Annotated in this window: 27 protein-coding genes; 20 read left to right on the top strand and 7 right to left on the bottom strand. The window is 39.2% G+C overall.

Annotation, left to right across the window (positions count from 1 at the left end; all coding sequences use genetic code 11):
- Window positions 1-76 precede the first annotated feature (76 nt).
- Window positions 77-1,414, top strand: a complete 1,338-nt coding sequence (locus KOL94_RS16475; protein WP_221567763.1) for a dipeptidase — start codon at window positions 77-79, stop codon at window positions 1,412-1,414.
- Window positions 1,415-1,473: 59 nt separating this feature from the next.
- Here KOL94_RS16475 and KOL94_RS16470 read toward each other — a convergent pair whose 3' ends face one another.
- On the bottom strand, window positions 1,474-2,490 hold the full coding sequence (locus KOL94_RS16470) for an LLM class flavin-dependent oxidoreductase (RefSeq protein WP_221567470.1): 1,017 nt from the start codon (window positions 2,488-2,490) through the stop codon (window positions 1,474-1,476).
- 388 nt (window positions 2,491-2,878) lie between these two features.
- Here KOL94_RS16470 and yhfH point away from each other — a divergent pair, with 388 nt between their 5' ends.
- The 4 genes from yhfH to KOL94_RS16450 all read left to right on the top strand — a co-directional run bounded on the left by yhfH (window position 2,879) and on the right by KOL94_RS16450 (window position 6,988).
- Entirely contained in the window at window positions 2,879-3,016 is a 138-nt protein-coding gene (gene yhfH, locus KOL94_RS16465; protein ID WP_221567469.1) for a protein YhfH, read from the top strand.
- A gap of 191 nt (window positions 3,017-3,207) precedes the next feature.
- Complete coding sequence (aceA, locus tag KOL94_RS16460; protein WP_221567468.1) at window positions 3,208-4,491, top strand: isocitrate lyase; 1,284 nt, start codon at window positions 3,208-3,210, stop codon at window positions 4,489-4,491.
- Window positions 4,492-5,213: 722 nt separating this feature from the next.
- Window positions 5,214-6,392 carry a ParM/StbA family protein gene (locus tag KOL94_RS16455; RefSeq protein WP_221567467.1) on the top strand — a complete coding sequence of 393 codons (1,179 nt, stop codon included), beginning with the start codon at window positions 5,214-5,216 and terminating at the stop codon, window positions 6,390-6,392.
- Window positions 6,393-6,400: 8 nt separating this feature from the next.
- Window positions 6,401-6,988, top strand: coding sequence for a hypothetical protein (locus KOL94_RS16450; RefSeq protein ID WP_221567466.1), 588 nt, complete (start codon window positions 6,401-6,403; stop codon window positions 6,986-6,988).
- A 260-nt stretch (window positions 6,989-7,248) separates the two neighbouring features.
- Here the strand turns inward: KOL94_RS16450 and KOL94_RS16445 are convergent, their stop codons facing one another.
- Window positions 7,249-8,067 carry a carbonic anhydrase gene (locus tag KOL94_RS16445; RefSeq protein WP_221567465.1) on the bottom strand — a complete coding sequence of 273 codons (819 nt, stop codon included), beginning with the start codon at window positions 8,065-8,067 and terminating at the stop codon, window positions 7,249-7,251.
- A gap of 284 nt (window positions 8,068-8,351) precedes the next feature.
- Between KOL94_RS16445 and KOL94_RS16440 the strand changes: the two genes are divergently transcribed.
- Window positions 8,352-9,242 carry a GNAT family N-acetyltransferase gene (locus tag KOL94_RS16440; protein WP_221567464.1) on the top strand — a complete coding sequence of 297 codons (891 nt, stop codon included), beginning with the start codon at window positions 8,352-8,354 and terminating at the stop codon, window positions 9,240-9,242.
- A gap of 207 nt (window positions 9,243-9,449) precedes the next feature.
- Here the strand turns inward: KOL94_RS16440 and KOL94_RS16435 are convergent, their stop codons facing one another.
- The 5 genes from KOL94_RS16435 to ehuB all read right to left on the bottom strand — a co-directional run bounded on the left by KOL94_RS16435 (window position 9,450) and on the right by ehuB (window position 14,983).
- A complete protein-coding gene (locus tag KOL94_RS16435) occupies window positions 9,450-10,910 on the bottom strand; it encodes a NarK family nitrate/nitrite MFS transporter (protein ID WP_221567463.1) in 1,461 nt (486 codons plus the stop codon).
- A 647-nt stretch (window positions 10,911-11,557) separates the two neighbouring features.
- Entirely contained in the window at window positions 11,558-12,352 is a 795-nt protein-coding gene (gene ehuA, locus KOL94_RS16430; RefSeq protein ID WP_221567462.1) for an ectoine/hydroxyectoine ABC transporter ATP-binding protein EhuA, read from the bottom strand.
- A gap of 42 nt (window positions 12,353-12,394) precedes the next feature.
- The gene (gene ehuD, locus KOL94_RS16425) at window positions 12,395-13,066 is read right to left on the bottom strand and encodes an ectoine/hydroxyectoine ABC transporter permease subunit EhuD (protein WP_221567461.1); all 672 of its coding nucleotides are present in this window, start codon (window positions 13,064-13,066) and stop codon (window positions 12,395-12,397) included.
- On the bottom strand, window positions 13,063-13,707 hold the full coding sequence (gene ehuC, locus KOL94_RS16420) for an ectoine/hydroxyectoine ABC transporter permease subunit EhuC (protein ID WP_260412352.1): 645 nt from the start codon (window positions 13,705-13,707) through the stop codon (window positions 13,063-13,065). Before ehuC ends, ehuD begins: the two co-directional genes overlap by 4 nt.
- A gap of 406 nt (window positions 13,708-14,113) precedes the next feature.
- Window positions 14,114-14,983 (bottom strand): ectoine/hydroxyectoine ABC transporter substrate-binding protein EhuB, encoded by an 870-nt coding sequence (ehuB, locus tag KOL94_RS16415; RefSeq protein WP_260412351.1) that lies wholly within the window; start codon window positions 14,981-14,983, stop codon window positions 14,114-14,116.
- Window positions 14,984-15,493: 510 nt separating this feature from the next.
- On the opposite strand from ehuB, the gene gvpA (KOL94_RS16410) reads away from it, so the two are divergent.
- From gvpA (KOL94_RS16410) to gvpU, 14 genes are all read left to right on the top strand, one after another.
- On the top strand, window positions 15,494-15,751 hold the full coding sequence (gvpA, locus tag KOL94_RS16410) for a gas vesicle structural protein GvpA (protein WP_221567459.1): 258 nt from the start codon (window positions 15,494-15,496) through the stop codon (window positions 15,749-15,751).
- A 64-nt stretch (window positions 15,752-15,815) separates the two neighbouring features.
- Complete coding sequence (gvpT, locus tag KOL94_RS16405) at window positions 15,816-16,262, top strand: GvpT/GvpP family gas vesicle accessory protein (protein ID WP_221567458.1); 447 nt, start codon at window positions 15,816-15,818, stop codon at window positions 16,260-16,262.
- Window positions 16,263-16,290: 28 nt separating this feature from the next.
- Entirely contained in the window at window positions 16,291-16,743 is a 453-nt protein-coding gene (gvpQ, locus tag KOL94_RS16400) for a gas vesicle protein GvpQ (protein WP_221567457.1), read from the top strand.
- A gap of 29 nt (window positions 16,744-16,772) precedes the next feature.
- A complete protein-coding gene (gene gvpA / locus KOL94_RS16395) occupies window positions 16,773-17,036 on the top strand; it encodes a gas vesicle structural protein GvpA (protein WP_221567456.1) in 264 nt (87 codons plus the stop codon).
- Between the two features lie 64 nt (window positions 17,037-17,100).
- Window positions 17,101-17,367 (top strand): gas vesicle protein GvpO, encoded by a 267-nt coding sequence (gene gvpO, locus KOL94_RS16390; protein ID WP_221567455.1) that lies wholly within the window; start codon window positions 17,101-17,103, stop codon window positions 17,365-17,367.
- 23 nt (window positions 17,368-17,390) lie between these two features.
- Entirely contained in the window at window positions 17,391-18,302 is a 912-nt protein-coding gene (gvpN, locus tag KOL94_RS16385) for a gas vesicle protein GvpN (protein WP_221567454.1), read from the top strand.
- 29 nt (window positions 18,303-18,331) lie between these two features.
- On the top strand, window positions 18,332-19,099 hold the full coding sequence (locus KOL94_RS16380) for a GvpL/GvpF family gas vesicle protein (protein WP_221567453.1): 768 nt from the start codon (window positions 18,332-18,334) through the stop codon (window positions 19,097-19,099).
- Window positions 19,099-19,356 carry a gas vesicle protein GvpG gene (locus tag KOL94_RS16375; RefSeq protein WP_221567452.1) on the top strand — a complete coding sequence of 86 codons (258 nt, stop codon included), beginning with the start codon at window positions 19,099-19,101 and terminating at the stop codon, window positions 19,354-19,356. Before KOL94_RS16380 ends, KOL94_RS16375 begins: the two co-directional genes overlap by 1 nt.
- 10 nt (window positions 19,357-19,366) lie before the next feature.
- Window positions 19,367-20,173 (top strand): GvpL/GvpF family gas vesicle protein, encoded by an 807-nt coding sequence (locus KOL94_RS16370; protein WP_221567451.1) that lies wholly within the window; start codon window positions 19,367-19,369, stop codon window positions 20,171-20,173.
- 16 nt (window positions 20,174-20,189) lie between these two features.
- Window positions 20,190-20,459 (top strand): gas vesicle protein, encoded by a 270-nt coding sequence (locus KOL94_RS16365; RefSeq protein WP_221567450.1) that lies wholly within the window; start codon window positions 20,190-20,192, stop codon window positions 20,457-20,459.
- Window positions 20,434-20,724: a gas vesicle protein K gene (locus tag KOL94_RS16360; protein WP_221567449.1), complete on the top strand. Its 291-nt coding sequence runs from the start codon at window positions 20,434-20,436 to the stop codon at window positions 20,722-20,724. The genes KOL94_RS16365 and KOL94_RS16360 overlap by 26 nt, the downstream gene beginning before the upstream one ends.
- A gap of 85 nt (window positions 20,725-20,809) precedes the next feature.
- The gene (locus tag KOL94_RS16355; protein ID WP_221567448.1) at window positions 20,810-21,142 is read left to right on the top strand and encodes a gas vesicle protein; all 333 of its coding nucleotides are present in this window, start codon (window positions 20,810-20,812) and stop codon (window positions 21,140-21,142) included.
- 165 nt (window positions 21,143-21,307) lie between these two features.
- Complete coding sequence (gene gvpT / locus KOL94_RS16350) at window positions 21,308-22,012, top strand: YtxH domain-containing protein (protein WP_221567447.1); 705 nt, start codon at window positions 21,308-21,310, stop codon at window positions 22,010-22,012.
- A gap of 27 nt (window positions 22,013-22,039) precedes the next feature.
- Window positions 22,040-22,465, top strand: a complete 426-nt coding sequence (gene gvpU, locus KOL94_RS16345) for a gas vesicle accessory protein GvpU (protein ID WP_221567446.1) — start codon at window positions 22,040-22,042, stop codon at window positions 22,463-22,465.
- Window positions 22,466-22,583: the final 118 nt, after the last annotated feature.

The following is a 22,583-nucleotide window of genomic DNA, read 5'->3' as shown; positions in this document are numbered from 1 at the left end:
TGTGGGCTTTTTTACTGTTATACTTATTGATATAGATCATTTTTTTAGGGAGGTTGACTGTGTGAAAGATTCTAAGATGATACATAACACGGCATATATCGAACAATTGATAGAATTTTTAAAGATACCGAGTATTTCAACGCTTCCCGAGCATAAAGGGGATGTGCGAAAGGCTGCAGAGTGGCTCGCGGCATCACTTGAAGAGGTCGGTATGGAAAACATCGAAACGATAGAAACAGCTGGACATTCAATTGTCTACGCAGACTGGCTGCACGCGGATGATAAGCCGACTGTATTGATATATGGCCATTACGATGTACAACCAGCGGACCCGATAGAATTATGGGATTCACCTCCGTTTGAACCTGAAGTGAGAGACGACAAGCTTTATGCAAGAGGTGCCACAGACGATAAAGGCCAGCTTTTCATCCATGTAAAAGCCCTTCAAACACTGATGGATGAAGATGGAAAACTCCCAGTCAATGTAAAGCTATGCATCGAGGGTGAAGAAGAGCAGGCAAGCCCGAATCTCCCCCCTTACATAAAACAACATACAGACAAGCTATCCTGTGATGCAGTGCTTATTTCCGATACTTCATTCATTGAAAGAGGACAACCAGCGATCTGTACGTCTCTTAGAGGTGCGTTAGCTTTGGAGCTTTTCGTAAAAACAGCAAACTCTGATCTTCATTCCGGTGTATATGGGGGAGGGGTTCCAAATGCTGCACATAATCTCGTTCGACTATTAGACTCGTTACACGAACAAAATGGAAAAGTTGCAGTTGAAGGATTTTATGAAGGAGTACCAGATCCTACGGAAGAATTGAAAGATGAAGTGGCTGCAATTCCATTCAACGAGGTTAAAACAAAGCAAGAATTGGGATTGGAAGCGTTGTTTGGTGAAGAAGGGTTTAATTTTCTTGAACAAACCGGTATCCGGCCAACACTTGAAATAAACGGGATTACTGCTGGGTTTCAGGGAGAGGGGATCAAAACGATTGTCCCATGTGAGGCGAGTGCAAAAATCAGCTGCCGTCTTGTTGGTGAGCAAGATCCACAAACTGTTTTTGAAAAGATTGAACAGCATGTGAAGACTCATAAACCTGCAGGGACAAAGGTTCTATTGAAACAATCGATCCAAGCTGCACCAGTTTTATTAGACTCCAAGAATCCGATGATACAAAAAGCGGCAGATGCATATGAAACGGTTTATGGTGTACAACCTCTGTTTCCTAAAGAAGGGGGATCGATTCCGATTGTAGAGGTATTTTCCACAGTGCTGGATGCTCCTGTTGTGCTGATGGGCTTTGGTTTACCATCCGAAAACCTCCATGCACCAAACGAGCATTTCCATTTAGAAAACTTCACGCTTGGAATTGAAACCGTTTGTCATTATCTGAAATCTTTAGGTTGAGAGAATGGAACAAGAAGAAGGAGCCATGTTGAAAGTTATATTCAACAGGCTCCTTTCTATTAGGCATTCATAATTTCTGAGAGAATTTCGTATGAATGTAACCGTGCTTTATGGTCAAAGATTTGAGAAGCGACGATCAGTTCGTCTGCTTTCGTTTCCTCAAGAAACTTCTTAAGCTTATCTTTTACAGTTTCAGGACTACCGATAATAGAGCCACCCAATTGTTGTTGTAATGCTACCTTTTCATATTCAGTCCATCTTCCTTCCATGCTTTCCACAGGAGGCTGTAGCGGACCCAGTCTGTTTCGGATCAAATTCAGAAATTGTTGCTGTAAGGAAGTTGCCAACCATTGTGCTTCTTCATCCGTATCAGCTGCAATTATATTGACACCTACCATTGCGTAAGGTTTCTCGAGTATATCGGATGGTTCGAAATAGTTACGATATACCTCTAGTGCAGGAAGAGTATTGTTGGGTGAGAAATGGCTGGCAAAAGCGAACGGTAATCCTTCTCGTGCAGCCAATTCAGCACTGAAACCACTTGACCCTAATAACCAAATCGGAACGTCCAATCCTTCACCAGGATAAGCTCGAACTTTCATGCTTTCACTAGTTCTTGATGGATCGAAGTAGCTGCGTAGTTCCTCTAATTGCTCTGGGAAGTCTTGAGCATCCTGTTTGTGATGTCGTCTTAGTGCATATGCCGTTCTCTGATCAGTTCCAGGTGCTCTTCCTAGACCTAGATCAATCCTTCCTGGAAATAATGTTTCCAAGGTTCCAAATTGCTCAGCTATGACAAGTGGTGCATGATTTGGCAGCATGATCCCACCTGAGCCTACACGTATCGTTGAAGTGTGTTCAGCAACATGACCGATTAATACTGAGGTAGCAGAACTCGCAATTGCTGGCATATTGTGATGTTCTGCTAGCCAATACCGTCTATATCCCCATCTTTCAGCTTGTTGTGCTAAATCTACTGTATTTTGAAAAGAGTCAGAGGGTGTACCACCAGCTAAGATAGGAGAAAGATCTAATACCGAAACTGGAATACCTATTAATGTTTGTTCTGATGACATGCTCTCATCTTCTTTCTTTTATATAGTTACTGATTAATCTTATCAATAATCAGTGCAATTATAAAAAAGTATGCTTGTATTTCCAGGGGTCCCATATTTATTATGAACATCATATGAAAATGATTCCTTTTATATTGTCATATAACAGCTCCTTAATGGGGTTTTTTTCATGGTTATTTTTAATATCAAGACTCTGTAATATAACAGGCATATATTTAAAGACGAATTTTTAATTTCAAAAAAGACCTGTATAACAGGGTTTTACGCCTATTGAATAATTAAATTTCAAAAAAATCAAAAAATGGGTACACAAAGTCACCTGACTTATGTATACTGTACTATAACAGAAAAAATAAAGGATATTAAACAAAAAAAGGAGGAATTACAAATGGCTTTGGAAAATCCGGTTCAATTTTTCAAAAACTTACCCAAGAAGAAATGTCCTGAATGTGGACAGACGATTGTGGAACAGGCTGAGTCATATTTCATGGAGTGTGAGCACTGCTTGTCTAAGAAAGCAGAATAGAAGGATGAGGGGCACCTCGTCCTTTCTATTTCTGTTGAATACTTAATGGTCTTATGGAATGGGAGGAAGTGAATACCAATTCTATTAAGACAATCGATGGCGGTAAAGACTACGATTTCTTACAGGGCGAAAAATGGAAGCTTCCAGCTTACTGAAAATTAAACTGATTTGATATAAGGGAGGATATAACGTTGACTAATGAAAAGATCGAACAATTAGAGCACGATTGGACGAATAATGAACGTTGGAAAGGTGTTACAAGACCCTATACAGCCGAAGACGTAGTACGTTTAAGAGGCTCGATCGAGATTGAACATACACTAGCAAGACATGGTTCTGAAAAGCTTTGGAAGCTGCTTAATACTGATGGTTATATCAACGCTCTTGGTGCTTTGACGGGGAACCAGGCCATGCAACAGGTTAAGGCAGGGTTGAAGGCTATTTACTTAAGCGGGTGGCAGGTTGCAGCCGATGCAAACCTTTCAGGTAATATGTATCCTGACCAAAGTCTCTATCCAGCCAATAGTGTTCCGCAGGTTGTGAAACGGATCAACCAGACTCTGCAACGTGCTGATCAGATTCAGTGTATGGAAGGGTCGGATGACATTGATTGGTTTGCTCCGATTGTTGCAGATGCTGAGGCAGGATTCGGTGGTCAATTGAATGTGTTCGAACTAATGAAGAGCATGATTGAAGCGGGAGCGGCAGGTGTTCACTTCGAGGATCAATTGTCTTCTGAGAAAAAATGCGGACATTTAGGAGGGAAAGTATTGCTTCCAACCCAAACTTCCGTCCGCAACTTGATCTCAGCGCGATTCGCAGCAGATGTCATGGGGGTACCGACGATTATTGTCGCTCGTACAGATGCGAACGCTGCAGATCTTATCACTAGTGATATCGACCCGGTGGATGCAGATTTTATCACCGGTGAACGCACACCAGAAGGATTTTTCCGCACAAATCCGGGCATTGATCAAGCAATTGCAAGAGGGCTTTCGTATGCACCTTATGCAGATTTGGTATGGTGTGAAACATCCGAACCAAACCTTGAAGAAGCGAAACAATTTGCTGATGCAATCCATGAAAAATATCCAGGTAAACTACTTGCATACAATTGCTCACCTTCATTCAACTGGAAAGCTAAATTAGATGATTTGACGATCGCTAAATTCCAGAAAGAGCTTGGTAACATGGGATATAAGTTCCAGTTTGTCACTCTTGCAGGATTCCATGCTTTAAATCACAGTATGTTTGAATTGGCAAGACAATACAAAGATCGAGGAATGGCGGCATATTCTGAGTTGCAACAAGCTGAATTCAACAGCGAAAAATACGGATATTCAGCAACAAGGCATCAACGTGAAGTTGGAACGGGTTACTTTGATGAAGTAGCTAAGGTCATTTCTGGAGGTACTTCATCTACAACAGCACTCACAGGCTCGACAGAAAGTGATCAATTCCGATCTGCGAATTAGGAAAGAATCAACAATATTCCACCATTTACTCCCTCCTATTCAGTGAAATAGAAGGGAGTTTTTATGCATTCTATTTGTGGATGTGTTATTTAGGTATTCTCTCATTATCATTACTCCACGATTTATTTTCATTTTAACAACCGCTTACCAGCATACCGCTAATTGTAATATTGTTCCAATAATTAATTGAGTCTTCTTCCTCTTTTATAATCTAATAGACCTATTCAAAACGTCTTACCCTCTTTATCAATTCACCTACACACCCCTTTCTTAAAAAATTAATAGTATCTCAAAACGCACTGGTTTGTCATATATTTCAAATCGAAACTTCGATCCACCGTTTCTAATTCCTCTATCAAATCTTTTCTCTCCATCTTTTCATGTCATAGTACTCTATAAATATGACAATAAATTACAACATCAGACACAAACAAATCGAATATCTATTCATTTTAGATTGTTTAATAGAGAGTAGGGAGAGGTTGAATTTACTAAATAATGGTATGTACACAAAAATGTATACATGTACACAAGAAGTAAACATGAAGTGTACAATATCGTGTACAAGTGTACAATTACGTATACATTCTGATGTGACAGGTGTTTACAAAATGTGTACATGTACACGAAAAAGAACACGAAAAAAGACACATTGACTATTGGTCGATTGTCTAATAAGTTTAATCTATTAAATACTTTTCTCTGAGAGGGGTAATTTTATTATGACTAAATCAAGAGTTGCTGCAGTTGATGTTGGTAATGATGCAGTAAAAGCGAACTTTGGAAAACTTGAAAATGCTTTGTACATTCCTAATGTCATTGCGAGAGATATGGAAGATCGTCCTGTCATTGGAATTGAGGAATTGGACGAAAAAGACCCGATTGATAACATACATATCCGTGTCCATTCTCCAGCGCTGAAAGAAAACAATGCAGTTTATCGTGTGGGTAATCTTGCGACGAAAACAAGTAATTCAACAGAGTTGGACCCAGGAAGCAGTAAATCAGAAGAAGACCAAACGTTGATTATGCTGTTTGCTTCAATCGCATTAGACGCTGTGGGATATGGCCAGAAAGAGAGCAATAACAATAAAAAAGTAATTGAAGCGAATTATACGCTTGGGACAGGCTTACCACTAAGGGAAGTCAAAGAAGGTAAAGATGTCGGTTATCGTTCTCAATTATTGGGTTCCGTACACCAGGTTGAATTCTTAGTGACGCCTCGTTATCAAGGATTGAAAGTGAATATCAAATTCGATGAAGTTAAAGTATATCCTGAAGGTTTCGCCGCTTTTGTCAATTTAGTAATGGATAATGATCTCAACATTATTAATAAAGAGTTAATCGACAAACAAATCCTCATTCAAGATATCGGAGGTCTTTCGACAGATATCGCAGTCATTCGTAACCGGAATGTAGATGATGATAAAGCACAAGGTTTCAACCTTGGTGTTGCAGAATCACTTGAAGCGATCCGTGATGAAATTTTAACGAAGCATGGCGTAGAACTGGACAGCCGCCGAGATGTTGTCGATATTATTACTAGAAAGAACAATCGTCATCACATCATGGTAAAAGGTAGCAGGACAAATGTCCATGATATTACAGACCGAATCCTCTTGGAACTTGCCAAAAAGCAATATCGTTATTTGCGAAACGTTTGGCAGCGTAATTCCCAAACAGAGATTTGCTATTTTGTAGGTGGGGGATCTGCAGTGCTTAAAGATTATTTGAAGACACTGAATAATAATTTGGATGGATTCAATATCGAATTCTTTGAGGATGAGAACGAAAGTGTCTGGATGATGGCGAACGCCTATTATAAATTGATTTCTGATTTCATCCGTAAGAACACAAAAGAGACGAAAGACGAAAAGAAAGCGACTGCATCTGCTAAGTAGGTGATTGTATGAGTGGTTCAAAAAAAGGTGTTGAACGAGGGCAGACGATTACGTTTCGTGTACCTTCAGATACACCGGATCATCTTTTAAAACAACTGCAAAGGCTGAAAGAAACTGAGAGAAGAAACTTTTCTAGTAAAATAGCTCAGTATGTCCTGCAAGGAGTGAACGAATCCTTTGCAAAAGAAAGAGAAACGATTACAATCCCTCTGCCAAAGCAATTGACAAAAGCACAGAGGAATTGGATCAAGCATGAGCATTCAGAAGCGTTGATCGGGAGTATCCTGTTTCATTTGATTAATGACCCAATGCGTGCAACTACGCTTCTCGCAACACTTAACAGCAATTCAATTGATATTGATGAAGCACTTTATCTACAAGAAGATGAGGCGGCTGCTGCATTGACAAGCTTCCAACCAGACGCGTTCAATTCTAGTAAAGATATAAAAGCAGAACAGAAATGGGTAGAAAACGATGACGACCTGGATGGAATCAACTTGGAAAACCTGCGAAAAGAAATTCAAACTCAACAGGATGAAGAGGTTGAAGAGGACGATGATCCACTAGGTGATTTTCTATCCAGTATGAATAAATAATAAAACAAGTAGCGGCATGATAACCTAACGGGTTTTGTTTAAGCCCAGAGCAAATTAACGTATAAAATCGCAGGTGGTTTCCGTATGAAACCACCTGCGATTTTTCTTGTCCAAGTGTATAATAGAGGGTTTAATTGCAATTCTTGTTGCGAAGCTAGAAAAAGAGGAACAAACAGATTTTGGTAGTTATTCTACATAAGGACCATTTTCTTGAATAAGAGAAAAGAATTTATGGTGGCCAACTTACTTGATATCATTCTTTATTTTGTTTCATATATTTCACGATCATTTGAAGATTGTACAGGACGATGGTTGTCGGGGAAGATTTGCTGGAATGCCCGAATTTGTTCTTTTGACATTTCAATCGGCTCCTCAAATATGACCCATTTCACTTCTTCTGTACAAGGAGGAGTTGTTAACGATCCATTATAATGAAAAGACGTTTGATCTTGAGGAAGTATACCCTGTAAATCGATTGGTTCTTTTACGGGAATATCTTCTCTTGTTTCTTCCTTCGGTAATTCATCCCAAATAGATGCAAGTTTTTCACTTTTTTCCCCTTCTTGTATCATTACGCCAAGGACGGCAATCTTTCCATTCGCGTCTTTATGTACAAGGTGTAACTCCATATCATAATGTTGACCATTAAATTGATGTTCACTCGGAGTATGGAAGTGAAATTGAGCGAGCTTGTACTTATTTCCTCCAACTAATATACTGTTGCTTTCTGTTTTAGCATTAGCCTGCACGGTATGACCGTTGTTTACTAGTGTAAAAGGTGTGGGCTCATATTGAATCTGAATGTTTTCTGTTTTTTTCTCGGTTATTACCTGTGAGAATTCAATATTAATTGGAGATTGTTCACTTCCGTTAACACATGTTGCGTTCGCTTGGTCCAATTCTCCCCAGTGTTCTGGCCCTGATTCCCCTTCATAGGACCAATGAGCAGTCTGTTTACTGTGATTCTCTTTTCTTTCACTTTCATTTGTATCAGGTGCTTCTTTCGTTTTTTCCGAGCAAGCCCCTAATGAAAAGCTTAAAAAAACAATTAAAAATGGATATACGAATTTTTTCCTCATACTTTATAAATCTCCCTTTCCTAACTTTCTAGTATTTATATAAAATACTAAAAAAAAAAATAATAACAAAATGTTATCATCACAGAAAGCGCTTACATCATGTAATTAGGAAAGACAGACTACCGGTTTAGGAGTAAAAAGAACCAGTATGATATATAATTGTACAAAGCTTATTAAATAATATTTATGTCGGATGACATGAAATCTTCATGCAGTTGTACTTTTACTATATACTTATATACGTTCTTATTATTCTCTTCAACAAAAAGGAGATATACGAAATTATGGAGCAAATGAAAAGCCCCAGTATAAAATTAAAAGGGCATCTAGAAAAACAGGACTATGAAGAAATAAATGGTCTCCAGAAGTATTGTGTTATGGAAGATAACGTAACACTAAAGCTAGAACTTGATTATAAATGGAGCAAAGCACTGGATAAAAGTGTAGATATTAATAGGATCAATGAATTTATGTTCTATGATGAAGGGACACTTATCGGATATATTGGTATATGTCAATTTGGTAGAGAATTAGAGGTTAATGGCATGGTTCATCCTGAATATAGGAGAATGGGAGTTTTCAACAGCTTATTCTCATTGGTGAAAGATGAGTGGTATAAAAGAAAAACGACGGATATGCTTTTACTTTGTGATAATACCTCTTTACCTGGTCTTGAATTTATCAAACGAACTGGTGCTCTTTATGATAACTCAGAATATGAAATGTATTTAAGAGGTAAACCGAATCTAGGTTCAGCTTTAAATGATTTGATACTTAGGAAAGCAATCAATAAAGACGCAAAAGAAATCGCAAGGCAAAATGCCATGTATTTTCAAGTTGAATCCGTGAAAGAGGATCTGATTCTCCCGGAGGAAGAGGCAAAGCGCGGGGTAGATATTTTTATTGTTGAAATTGACAATACAATCATAGGAAAGGTACATTTGGCTGTAAATGATGGTTTAGGTGGTATTTACGGGTTAGGAGTCCTTCCGGAATATCGAAGAAAAGGTTATGGTAGAGAGATACTAATGAAAGCGATAGATTACCTGAATGAAAGGCAAGTAAATAAAATAATGCTGCAAGTTGCTGTGAAAAACAAGAATGCCTTAGACCTCTATAAATCCTGTGGTTTTGTAGAGACTTCTAAGATGGATTATTATAAACTAAGCAAATAATAACAATAGTCGATCGGCTGATTCGACAGATAAAATAAGGCAAGCCAGTCTATGTGGGGTAGTCATCCACAAATTTTTACACAAAGCCCTCTCTCTATAAAGTCATAGGAGAGAGGGCTTTTGTTCATCCACTATAGAGAAATAATTGTCCAGATCTCAAAGCGTAATAGTCAATGGATGACCTACACGATGAAATACATTGTTTTTTTAGGATACCACTCTCTCTGCATTTTTTTCTTCATCCTTTTCTAAGGTTTGTTCTACAATTGCCTCCATATCTGGTTCCTTCAAGTATAAAGTGCACAAGAAGCAAACAATCGCTGAACATCCAATTGTGATAAAGAAGGCCTTTGGACTAACAAAACTAAAAATTGTTAAAAATGTCGTTGCACCAATATTTCCATATGCTCCTACCATTCCAGAAACCTGTCCTGTTATTCTCTTTTTAACGAGTGGCACCATTGAATAAACTGCACCTTCACCTGCTTGGACGAAAAATGAGCAGCACATTGTAATTAGGACTGCAAGCCATATAGGCCAGCTAGAACCAATTTGTGCCATGGCGAAATATCCTAGTGCCAAACCTAACATTAAAATGCTTAACGTCTTCTTTCGACCAAATTTATCACTTAACCATCCACCACCTGGGCGTGACATTAAGTTCATAAATGCGAAACTACTTGCAATTAAACCAGCTTGGGCAATGCTTAATGTGAATGTTTGTTCGAAAAATAATGGTAGCATCGAAACAACAGCCAATTCAGAACCAAACGTACAAAAATAAGAGAAGTCTAAAATGGCGACCTGCTTAAACGAATACTTCTCTTTTTCAGGAACCCCATTTTTTAATGTTTCTTTGTTAACATCAAGAATTTTGTAAATATTTAGAACGAAAAGTCCGAGCAATGCCGCCAATACGGTATAAGCAACTCCATTACTAATGAAATTCAATTGCCATCCTAATCTATAAGTTAAAAAACCGAGGATACCGTAAACAGGTAACGTCATTATGATTAACCCTATCATATCTTTATAGCTCGTAACCTCTAATGCTCCACTTTTCTTAGGACGTTTATATTCAATTCCTTCAGGTGTGTCCCTTACTATACGGCTAAAGATAATCCCGTATACAAGTGCGATAAGACCTGTTAAACCAATTGCATACCTCCAGCCATTCTCACCGCCAAATATGATTGCTAGCGTCGGCAGGAGCATTGCGGCAGCTGCAGACCCAAAGTTACCCCAACCTCCATAAATTCCTTCAGCGAAACCAACATGTTTAGGTGGGAACCATTCCGATACAAGACGAATCCCAACTACGAACCCGGCACCTATAATAGCAAGAAACATTCTTGAAACCATCAATTGGATAAAAGAATTTGATAGGGCAAAGGCAAAACACGGAATACTTAAAATCATCAATAATCCAGAATACACTTTTCTTGGACCAAATTTGTCAACAAGCATTCCAATTAATACACGAGCTGGTATTGTCAAAGCAACGTTTGCTACACCCAAAATAGCTACCTCATCATTTGTGAGACCGAAAGTGCTTTTCAAGGTTGACATTAATGGAGCCATGTTAAACCAAACGACAAAAGTAATGAAAAAAGCTAGTGTTGTTAACATTAGAATCTTTTTGTTTCCCTTGTAAACGTTCGTTTCCATTCTAACCACCTCTAATGCATTGATAATGTTTATTTTTACATGAACCACATTTGTATTCATTAACCATGTGAGTTTATCTAACATCACAAAAAGTGGAAGAATTAGTAAATAGAAGGTCTTACATAAAGTGAAGCGTTTACAATTTGGACATTGATAGTTAGGGGTAAGGAACCACTGTTTTGCCTGAAACCATGATAAGGAAATAGGTGTAAACGTTGGTCTAGGGTTTTTAATAAGGGAGGGAATAAAAATACTTATTTAAGGCTATTTCGTATATGTGGCAATCTGCCTCAGTTCGTTCCTCGCTTACGGGGTTCCGCTTAGACTGCTTTCTCACAGGAGTTTCGCATATTTCCCCCTCTATTAAAGAGAAAAAAGAGCTCGAATCTGAGCTCTTTTTTCTGAAAGTATAAAAATTTTGGTATCGGTGAAGAAATGTCTAGTTCCACCGCCCAACCACTTGGATCACTTCAGTCCTTCTGCAGCGGCAACAGCCTCCTCTTCGGACTTCCAGTGACCTTCGTGGCTTATCAGGGCGGTTGCGCTTTTATTTATGATATGGCGATTCCAGTTGCGAAATATGTGTGATTAGCCTTGCAAAAGGCTCACAAAACACTGTTGAAAATGAGCGTATAGAGTCTTAATTATTAAGTAGTACTCAAAAAACGTTTAAGGAAGGATTGAAGTCTAGGGCTCTGGGGGGTTTCCAATATTTCTTGTGGGCTTCCCTGTTCTTCAATCAGTCCATCGTGAAGAAAAACAATGCGATCGGCCACATCCCGTGCAAAATCCATTTCATGTGTGACGAGAATCATGGCCATATCCGATTCTTTTGCAATTCCTTTAATAACCTGTAACACTTCCCCTACGAGCTCAGGGTCTAACGCAGAAGTGACTTCATCGAACAGCATGATTTTCGGCTGCATGACGACTGCCCTGGCAATGGCAACACGCTGTTGTTGCCCACCTGATAATTGAAGAGGATAAGCATTGATTTTTTCTCCAAGCCCTACCTTCTTAAGCATATCAATCGCCCGTTTTTCAGCTTCATCCTTAGGAGTACCTTTTACATGGATTTGAGCTTCAGTTACATTTCTCAGGATCGTCATATGGGGAAATAGATTGAATTGTTGGAAGACCATACCGATATCCCCTCGAATTTTACGTAAATGGTTTTCATCAGCTGGCACCAACTTGCCATTCAGTTCTTTATGCCATAATGGCGTGCCGTCTACGATTATAACGCCGTCAGTAAGTTCCTCCAGTGTCATTAACATTCTGATGATTGTGGTTTTCCCTGAGCCACTTGGACCGATCAATGCGACTCTTTCTCCAGGATTGATCTCAAGGTCTAGTCCTTTTAAAACCTCTAAATCACCAAATTTCTTTGTAACCTTTTCATATTTAACAAGTGGTTGATTTTGAACTGAATTTTTTGTCATTGGTCCGTCCTTTCTCATAATCATTCATTAACTTGGATTATTTCAACGGCTTCCCTTTCCGTAAGCTTGATTCGACCATTTTTCCAGCCTGTTGATAAGTAAAGCAGATGGGTAGCTGAGCAGAAGAAATAGAAACCCTACAATGGTTAATGGTTCTAGATATTTAAAGTGATCTGCTCCAATCAAGAATGCTTTTTGTAGAAATTCAACTACCCCGATTGCCATTAAAAGAGGCGTTTCTTTAAATAAAATGATCAAGTAATTTCCAAACATTGGGATCACAGGGGGGATGGCTTGAGGAAGTATGACTTTGACCCAAGTCTGTGAGTTGGTAAAGTTCAATGCTCTTGCGGCTTCCCATTGCCCTTTTTCAATTGAATCAATCCCAGAACGGTAAACTTCCGACACATATGTGCTGTAATGAATTCCCAAGGTAAGGATTCCGGCAACATATTTATTAAGAGAGATGCCGATCAACGGCAAGGCAAAATAAACAAAAAACAGTTGCACTAACGGAGGTGTGCTCCGTATGAATTCAATAAATCCGTACACAATCCAAGACAGAGGCTTGAAGCTGGATCGTCGTGCAAAGGTCAATATCAGGCCAAACACCAGAGCTACTGCATAAGCACCCAATGTTATTCCGATTACAAGCCAGATTACATTGAATATTTCCGGGAAAACTTCTATTGCGAACGTCCAATCCCAAGTCATACCTTCGCCACTCCTTTCGATGCTCTAGATTCTAATCGCCTCACGATGATGATAAGTGGCAAAGCTATGATGAAATAGAGAATTAATAATAGAACGAATACAGGAACCGTATAACTGAGGTTCGTATTTTGTATGATCAACCCACGATAGGTGAGATCCCCTAAAGTGATCAGTGATACAAGAGAAGTTCCTTTCAGGAGTTCAATCGAGTTGTTCCCCAAACCTGGGAGCATAATTCGGAATGCCTGGGGTAGAATGACTAATTTCAATCGTTGCCATCGAGTCATATTCAACGCGATGGAAGCTTCTGTCTGTGTTTTAGGAATCGCCAGGATTGATCCTCTTACAACCTCAGAAGCATAGGCCCCATAGTTTAGGCTCAATGCTAATACTCCTGCCCAGAAGGCTGAGAATTCTACGCCAAAAGCAGGTAATGCGAAGAAGATCCAGAACATTTGCACGAGCAAGGATGTACCGCGGAATAATTCCACGTAAATCATGGTCAAGGTCCGTATGATGGAAAACTGCGATACTCTGCCTAGACCGGCTATGAAAGCGATCAAGTAGGTCAATATTGCAGATGTTACTAATATTTTGATCGTCATCCACCCTGCAGGTAATAATTTATTTAAGATGTCCAAATAAACGTTAATGTTATCCCACACCCTTCAAATTTTGATAGTAAGGATCTGCGGAAAGACTTTTTTGCTATGAATCTTTCACAGAGTATGAACTTATTAGATTAAGAAAGGTTCTTTTCTTAAAGATTGTTGCTTTGGGTCATTTTGGTAATGAACCATCTTGTGCAAGTTGATTGGAGAGCAAGGTGCGAGACTCCTGCGGGATCAGTGGGACAGGTGAGACCATTCATTGTCGCAAGGCGACGAGTGGGCTCACCGCACACCCCGCGGAAAGCGAGCACCTGAAGCGAAAATCCACCACTTTCAAGAGCAATAAAGTTTGCGAAAACGCCTTAAGAAAAGAACAGGCCCTCCTTATTTAAGAGCGCCTGCCTCCATAAACGTACTTGCTATTAAAGAATGGGGTCTATTTGCCACATAAAGCTTCTGTTGTCTTATCTCCTGGCAGATCCTCTTCTGTGAAGCCGAATGGTTTGATAATTTCTAATAGTTCTCCCGATTCTTTTAATTTACCAAGCTCTTTGTTATATGCATCAATAAGTTCTTCGTCTGACGGGTTAAACGCTGCGGCACCATACCCACGTACACTTTCCCCATCCACAGTAGGTTGTGTGAAATCTTCCACACGATCGATATTCTTTGCATTTGCTGTTTTGAGAGCAGCCTCAAGAGTTGGACCAGTCATCGTGATTGCATCAACCCTCCCAGATTCAAGTGCTGAAATGTTCGCTGGAATATCAGAAACGATTTCCATTTGGCTGTCTTTGACTCCAACAGCCTTTAAGTAATCAATTTCGATGGCACCATTCATGACAGAAATTTTGGCATCGGGATTATTAGCTATATCTTCATAACTATGGAGATCCATTGGGTTTCCTTTTTGCACGGCGAGAGCTTCCCCGATACTGTATTCCGGTTCCCCGAATGCAACCTCTTCACATCTATCAGGTGTTATGTACATACCAGCAGTAATGACATCAAATTTCCCAGCCTTCAGCCCTGGTATCAACGAACTGAATTTTACTAACTCACCATCCATTTCCTCTATGCCTAGCTCTTTGAAAATTTTCCGGGCAATTTCTACAGCTTCCCCAGTAAGCTTTCCATTTTCGTCTTCGTAGGCATAAGGATTTTCACCTGCAAAACCTACTGTGATTTTGCCTTCTTCCTTCGCTTGTTCAAGGGTCGAGCCATTACTGTCAGCATCAGAGTTATTTCCACAAGCCACTAATAAAAACATTGTGGCGATCAAAATAAATAAAGAAAATTTCTTCAATTTTTGAACCTCCTTAAAAGTTTTATACATAAAGAAAAGGCAGAAAGTATTTGTGAGAGAAATCAGCTTAAGTGACCAAAGAACTATCTTATAAGTATAGGGGACTCTATTTCAGGATACAAAGACCAAAATTGGTTATATATTCAAAAATCAAGCATTATAGAATTTAGAGATCAGATAAGTTTGAATATTCTTACTAATCCTCTAACATCCTCAAAAATTGTCGTTTATACAGATGTTCCGTATTTATGTGTTTTTGTAATGTAATTGTTACGTTTGTTTTATTCTGAAAACAGAAACCGTGAAAGTCCCTTTAAATAAAGGAAACTTCTATTACAGAAGGATATAATTCGACAATATTAGGTGAAAAAAATGGAATGTTTTTTCCGCCTTTGCCCAACGCTGGTTTTAAGTCCAAATCAAAGGGGGTATAGTTCCTCTAACATTCAAATATACAAATTGGCTAGACCCTTTATCACTCTAAAATTAAATCGAAAGGAGAATGTCAGTATGGCTGTTCAAAAAAGCACCGATAGTTCAAGTCTTGCAGAAGTCATTGACAGGATATTAGATAAAGGAATCGTAATTGATGCGTTCGCTAGAGTATCTCTCGTGGGAATTGAAATATTGACAGTAGAAGCAAGAGTTGTCATCGCAAGTGTAGACACCTGGTTGAGATATGCGAATGCAGTAGGATTGCTACGCGATGATGTCCAAGAGGAAGGATTCGTACAAGGAAACGATCGACAAGCACAATTAAGCTTTTGATCATCATTGATTCTGACAGAACTCTAATTGATGAAGATCACTAATAGAAGGGAAACGAAAGGTAATGACAGATAAACAAAAAAATACTCAACCAACGAATATGCAGCAAAATTCGATGAATCTTGCCATCATTGGAGGAGTTGTTGGTGCTAGTATTGGTCTTCTTTCAAGTCCCGGTACAGGAAAAAAAGTTGTGAGCAGCATAGGTCAATCGGAAGTGGTCAGAGCTGCAGGAAATGAACTGCGCAGGACAGCTCAGCAAATGATCACTGAACAGGCTATGATGGCTCTACGCCAAACTGCAGCAGGTTACTGGAGTAAGTACGAAGGGACGCTTCTGAAACCAGGTGGCGCTTTACTCAATGAAGGCACTGAGGACGAAGAAGTACAAGAGTCTGGATCTGATTCGGATGAACGGTATAAAGAATTGAAAGAAGAAAATAAAAATTTAAATGACCAATTGCAAAGAATCGAAGAAAAATTGAATGCATTGTTAGATGATAAAAAATAAGTGAGACCCACCTTAAAGGGGGGATTCCATGAGTGATAAACCTATCAAAAAGGTTGCTCAAAAAGCTGTAAGCAAGGCTATTGAGAAAACACCTTCATCTGTAAAAGAAAAGGTGAAGGATGAAGTGAAAGAAAAAGCTAAAGAGAAGATGACAAATGACCTTCAGGAAAAAGCCGATGAAGCGTCTGAAAAATTAGCTGATGCAAAAGAACGGAACGCAGAAAAAGTACATGGTAAAGCAGACAAAGCACAAGACAAAGTACAAGATGTGCTTTTATCTGTCCGGGAAAAATTAGCTAAAGTGAAAGAAGCTGGGCAAGAATTTCAAGAGAAAATCTCTTCCTCCAACTCAAACAATAACGGAACGAAATTGAAAGGCGTTAAAGATATCAAGGGTGCTAACGATATCAAAAGTTCCCAGAATATCAAGAGCTCTACGGATATCAAATCTTCAACTGATATCAAATCATTAGGTTCGTAAACCTACGATCGTGAAAGGAGAATGTAACAATGGCTGTTCAAAAAAGTACTGATAGTTCAAGTCTAGCAGAGGTAATCGACAGAATTCTCGATAAGGGAATTGTCATCGATGCATTTGCAAGAGTTTCTGTTGTAGGTATTGAAATCCTAACTGTTGAAGCACGCGTTGTCATTGCAAGTGTGGACACGTGGTTACGTTATGCGGAAGCAGTTGGCCTGTTACGGGACGAAGTGGAAGAAGAAGGATTACCGCAACAAACCAATGAACGCAGAAATGCACAATTCAGTATTTAGAAGAGAGGGGGCTTTAAACTGAGCCCTCCCTCTTCCTATATCTAAAGACTAAGTGGAGGCGACTATGGAAATCAAAGAGATCATGAAAAATGTGGCTGATTTTTTCAAAGAGCATGTTGCTCCTCCGCATAAGATCACATCTGTAGAGGCAGCAGAGGATGAAGGTTGGAAAGTCACAATTGAAGTAATTGAAGAAAAAGAATATATGAAAAAATATGCAAAAGACGAAATGGTTGGTACCTATGAAGTCTTGGTCAATAAAGATAAAGAGGTCACCTCGTTCAAGAGACAGGATATCCGCTTTAGAAGCGCGATCGATGTTGAAGTCTAGGAGGTAACCAGAGGGAGGCTTCAATGGCTGTATTGAAAGAACAGATAGAGAAAGACACACGAGAATTAATTCAGGATCCAGAAACAAAACAGTTGCTTTCCCGCTCCTTGCAATACTTGAAAGCAGGATATCCGATCCATTTCACAGGACCTACAGGTGCAGGGAAGACGTCGCTTGCACTTGCCCTTGCGAAGAAACGAAAGAGACCCGTTATGGTCATGCATGGGAATCATGAACTGAACAATAAGGATTTGATTGGCGATTTTACAGGCTATACAAGTAAAAAGGTCGTTGATCAGTATGTACGCAGGGTTTACAAAAAGGATGAAAGCGTCACGGAATCATGGAAGGACGGTCGTTTGCTTGAAGCAGTCAAGCATGGCTATACGCTCGTTTATGATGAATTTACACGTTCTCAGCCTACGACGAACAACCTGTTTTTATCCATTTTGGAAGAAGGTGTACTTCCGTTATACGGTTCAAAGCATACGGAGCCCTTCTATCGGGTACATCCAGAGTTTTCAGTGATATTCACAAGTAATCCTGCAGAGTACGCAGGTGTCTATAAAACCCAGGATGCTCTGATGGATCGATTAGTGACGATATTTGTAGATTATAAGGATATTGAAGGGGAAACTGAAATTGTTTCTGAAAAGCTTGGAATTGATGAAGATGACGCAAGAGCGATTACGACACTCGTGTCCAATTTGCGTGATAAATGTTCGACAGACAATAGCAACGCTCCGAGCATCCGATCATCAATCATGATTGCAAGGATCGCATTAGAACAAGATATTCCTATCGATGGTGAGGATGAAGAATTTCAACGGCTATGTATCGATATACTCAGTTATCCGATGAGTCGTTGTATTGAGGCAGAAGATCCTCGCGCAGCGGCAGAAGAGTTGATACTAAAAGAATGTAACAATATATGAAACTGTCGTCATGAAAAAGGAGAGATAAGATGGCTGAGCATGAAGAACAGGGGATTTACCTATTTTGCGGGATCCAAACGGATCAAGAAGATGAGTTCGGTACAGTTGAGATAGAAGACACAGTAAGAGAAATATTCACGATACGGCATGAAGATGCTGCTATGGTGTGTGCGGAAGTACCGATGAAAATCTATCATCCTAACAAGGATAACCTGATGTTTCATCAAAATACTGTTTCGAAAGTAATGGATCAGAAAGATACCGTAATCCCGATCAGTTTCGGAAATGTCTTCAAAACGAAGGATGATGTCAAGGTCCTTCTTGAAAATCTCTATCCGCAATTTAAGAAACTTTTCCCTGAAATCAAAGGGAAAATAGAACTGGGATTAAAAGTCATTGGCAAAAAAGAATGGCTCGAATCAAAGGTGAATGAGAACCCTGAGGCTGTAAAGAAAGCAGAAGCTGTCCGCGGTAAATCAGAAGCAGCCAGCTATTATGAGCGTATCCAACTAGGCGGAATGGCTCAAAAGATGGTTACCGAAATTCAACATGAAATAAAAACTGAAATTTTTGCTCCTCTGAAGGAAACGGCTGAAGCTGCAAAAGCAAATGATCCTCTCGGTGAAAAAATGCTCTTGAATGCATCATTCTTAGTGGATCGAGACCAGGAGGAAGCATTCGATCAAAAGGTAAATGAAGCGCATGAGAAATGGAAGGATAAAGTTGATTTCAACTATACAGGTCCCTGGCCGGCTTATAATTTCGTCAATATACGCTTGACCGTTGAGGAAAGCTGATGCTGCATAAACTGGTTACCTCACCAATGAATCTTGTCATCAAAGTCGGTGAAAAAGTGAAAGAGGAAGTCGACAAGGAACTACATGACCTTCCAACCATCCAGCAAAAGCTTATTCAGCTTCAGATGATGTATGAACTGGAGGAAATACCAGAGGATGTTTTTAAAGAAAAAGAAGAAGAGCTCTTACAGCGATACGAAATTGCAAAACAAAAAGAAATGGAACAATGGGAAGAAATGACGAAGAAGAAGGAATGAGGTAATGGAAATGGCTCATCTTATCTATTTATACGGCTTAATTCCAACAACAGAAGCAACAGGAAAATCATTTCCATCGTTTAAAGGTTTTGACGGTGAATCAGAGCTTTACACGATTCAGCTCAACAATATCACCGCGGTTGTATGTAACCTTGATTCTAAAGAGTATTCCGCAGAAAACATCAAAGAAAAAATAGACAGTGACATGGAATGGCTGCAGGACAAGGCATTCCATCATCATGAAACACTTGTCGCATTATATAAGGAATATACAATCATACCTTTGAAATTCTGCACGATTTATAAAAATGAACAAAGCTTGCAAGGGAAAATCGAGGCAAGTAAAAGTAAGATTGAACAAACCTTCAAAACACTTGAGGGAAATGAAGAATGGAACCTTAAAATCTATTGCGATGATGAGAAATTGAAGCAGGATGTAAGCAAAAACAATACCGAAATAGAAGCGAAACGAAAAGAAATCAGTTTCCTGACTCCAGGAAGGCAATTTTTCGAAAAGAAAAAAATCGATGAGTTGATTGAATCGGAACTTGAAAATGAGAAAAACCGTGTATGTGAAGGATTGCATGAAAAGCTTAAGACATTTGCCATTCAAGCAGAAGTCAAAAGAAACTGGAGCAAAGACGTCACAGGTCTAAAAGAAAACATGACTTGGAACAGTGTATTTTTGCTTCCGGTCTATAAAGTTGATTCCTATCTAGAAGAAGTCAAACGTTTAGAAGAGGAATTAAGAGAGACAGGTTGGAGATTTGAAGCATCAGGACCTTGGCCTGCTTATCATTTTTCCAGCTTTTCGTAAAGAGAGGGATCTGAGGATGTCACATAGAGGTTTGAAAGAATCGATTGAAAATAAGGATATTGCACTTATAGATATTTTAGACGTCATTCTTGATAAAGGAGTAGCAATCAGAGGAGATATCATCATATCAATTGCAGGCGTGGACCTGGTGTATTTGGATTTACGAATCTTGATCTCCTCTGTTGAAACACTCGTACAATCTAAACAAAATAATCATTTATCTTCTGAGAACTTTGAAAAACAAAGGGGTGAACTGACAGATGCAATCGGAGAATCAAACAAATAATTCACGAATCAATCTAGACCCTGATAATGCTGAACAAGGATTGGCACAATTAGTCATGACTGTAATCGAATTAGTACGCCAGATCGTTGAACGGCATGCAATGAGACGGGTAGAAGGTGGAAATCTTACCGATGAACAGATTGAAGACCTCGGTGTAGCCCTGATGAATCTAGAAGAAAAAATGGAAGAATTAAAGGACATCTTTGGCCTTGATGCTGAAGATTTGAATATAGATCTAGGTCCGTTAGGAAACCTGCTTCGATAGAAGGAATTCCTATTAAATGATATGACAATAAATAATAAGTATTGTTTTTAATGGGTCCAGTCAAAGGACCAAGGAGGGATAAACAATGGCTGTTGAACATCCAGTGCAATCACATACAATTGTCGATGTTCTAGAAAAGGTCTTGGACAAAGGAGTGGTCATTGCAGGTGATATCCGAGTAGGATTAGCCGATATCGAATTACTGACCATCAAAATCCGGTTGATTGTTGCTTCCGTTGATAAAGCGAAGGAAATCGGTATGGATTGGTGGGAAACGGATCCTTACTTGAGTTCAAAAGCAACAGAAGATCAAACCAAAGCTTTAGAGGATGAAAACAAGGAATTGAAAGAGAGACTAGATAAACTTGAAAATAACCTTAATCATACAAATCGATTGAATGCTAAAGATCTTAAATAATAGCTTTGTTGATTTTGGCGAAATTCACTCCCTTTCCGATCACTGTGGGGTCTCGCTTGGCTCGCTTTTCCCGCAGGAGTGTCACAAATTTCGCTTCAATCAAATATAGTCAGAATTCAACAGTATTATTTAACAAAGCCCAAATAATCTATGGAGGGGAAAAGTATGGTAGACAAGTCAAAACAAGCTAAAAACATGGTGACAGGTGGACCGATCAAACGAACAGTAGCAGGAGGAATCCTAGGAGCTACAGTCGGATATCTTGCAACACCTGAAAATGGAAAGAAACTTTGGGCACGTGTGGATAAAGAAGCATTGAAAAACAAAAGCATCGATCTAAGTCGTGCAGCAAAAGACAAATCAAAATTAGCTGCCCAGAGCCTTAAGTCATCTACGACGAATTTCTTGAACAGAAACCGCGATGAGTCTGAAGAAAGTGCTGAAACAGAAGTAAGTGCCACAGCTGAAGAGATTGATACTGAAGAGCTAGAAGATTTGAGGGAAGAAAATCAAAAACTCCAGGATCGATTGAAATCGTTAGAAGAGAAAATGAACAAATTCCTTGAAAGCGAAGAGGAAGACGACGAAGAAAATGAAGCAGGCGAAGACGAAGATGAAGAAGAGGAAGAGGAGGAGACAACCCCTAATCGTCAGGAGCATTCTAACTCTACCAAGAAAAAACAATCAAAAAATGCTAAAGCTGAAGACGATGAAGAAGATGAAGAAGAGGAAGACGTAAAACAGAAAAAAAGCACTAAAAAATCATCCAAGACAAACGGAAAGAAGAAAACGGCATCTAAAAAATCAAAAAAAGAGGATGAAGAAGAGGAAGATACGTCATTGACTAGTGAAGATGACACTTCAGCATAAGTTACTACTAGTAAAGGAGCGATTATAGTGAGTTCAGTTGCGCCAAAAGATAGTATACTAGAATACTTTGTGAAAGCAGCCAATACTGGTGATTTCTCATTGGATATTACATTGAATATAAATGGGTCTGTCATATCTGGATCGATTATTTCAGCTAAAGAATACTTTGAAGAGCTTAGCAGTAAACTTGAGGATGGCAGCGAAATTGCTCAAAAGCTTAGTGAGGATCTATCTGAGGCAAGTGAAGCTGCTGATTCACATGAGGGTGGAGAAGCGAACTTCATCCATATGAAGAATACACGTGTTTATTGCGGCGACAGTAAACCTACCCCATCAAAAGGGAAAATTCTTTGGAGAGGAAAGCTTGAGCAAATAGATGGCTTCTTCTTAGGGAAAATATCAGATTCGAAAAGCAGTAGTAGTAATAGCAGCAACAGTAAAAAATCATCATAGGAAAAACCAGCAGAATGGCGGGGAAACCCGTCATTTTTGGTTTTGATTTTTAGTGATACGATAACACGCTATACATCTCCTATCATAAACTGTAAAAAATATTAAAAGGGAGATAATG

It is taken from the genome of Alkalihalobacillus sp. TS-13 (assembly GCF_019720915.1).
Lineage (GTDB): Bacteria > Bacillota > Bacilli > Bacillales > Fictibacillaceae > Pseudalkalibacillus.
Note: the sequence above shows the minus strand (reverse complement) of the source record. Positions and strands in the feature narration are given on the sequence as shown.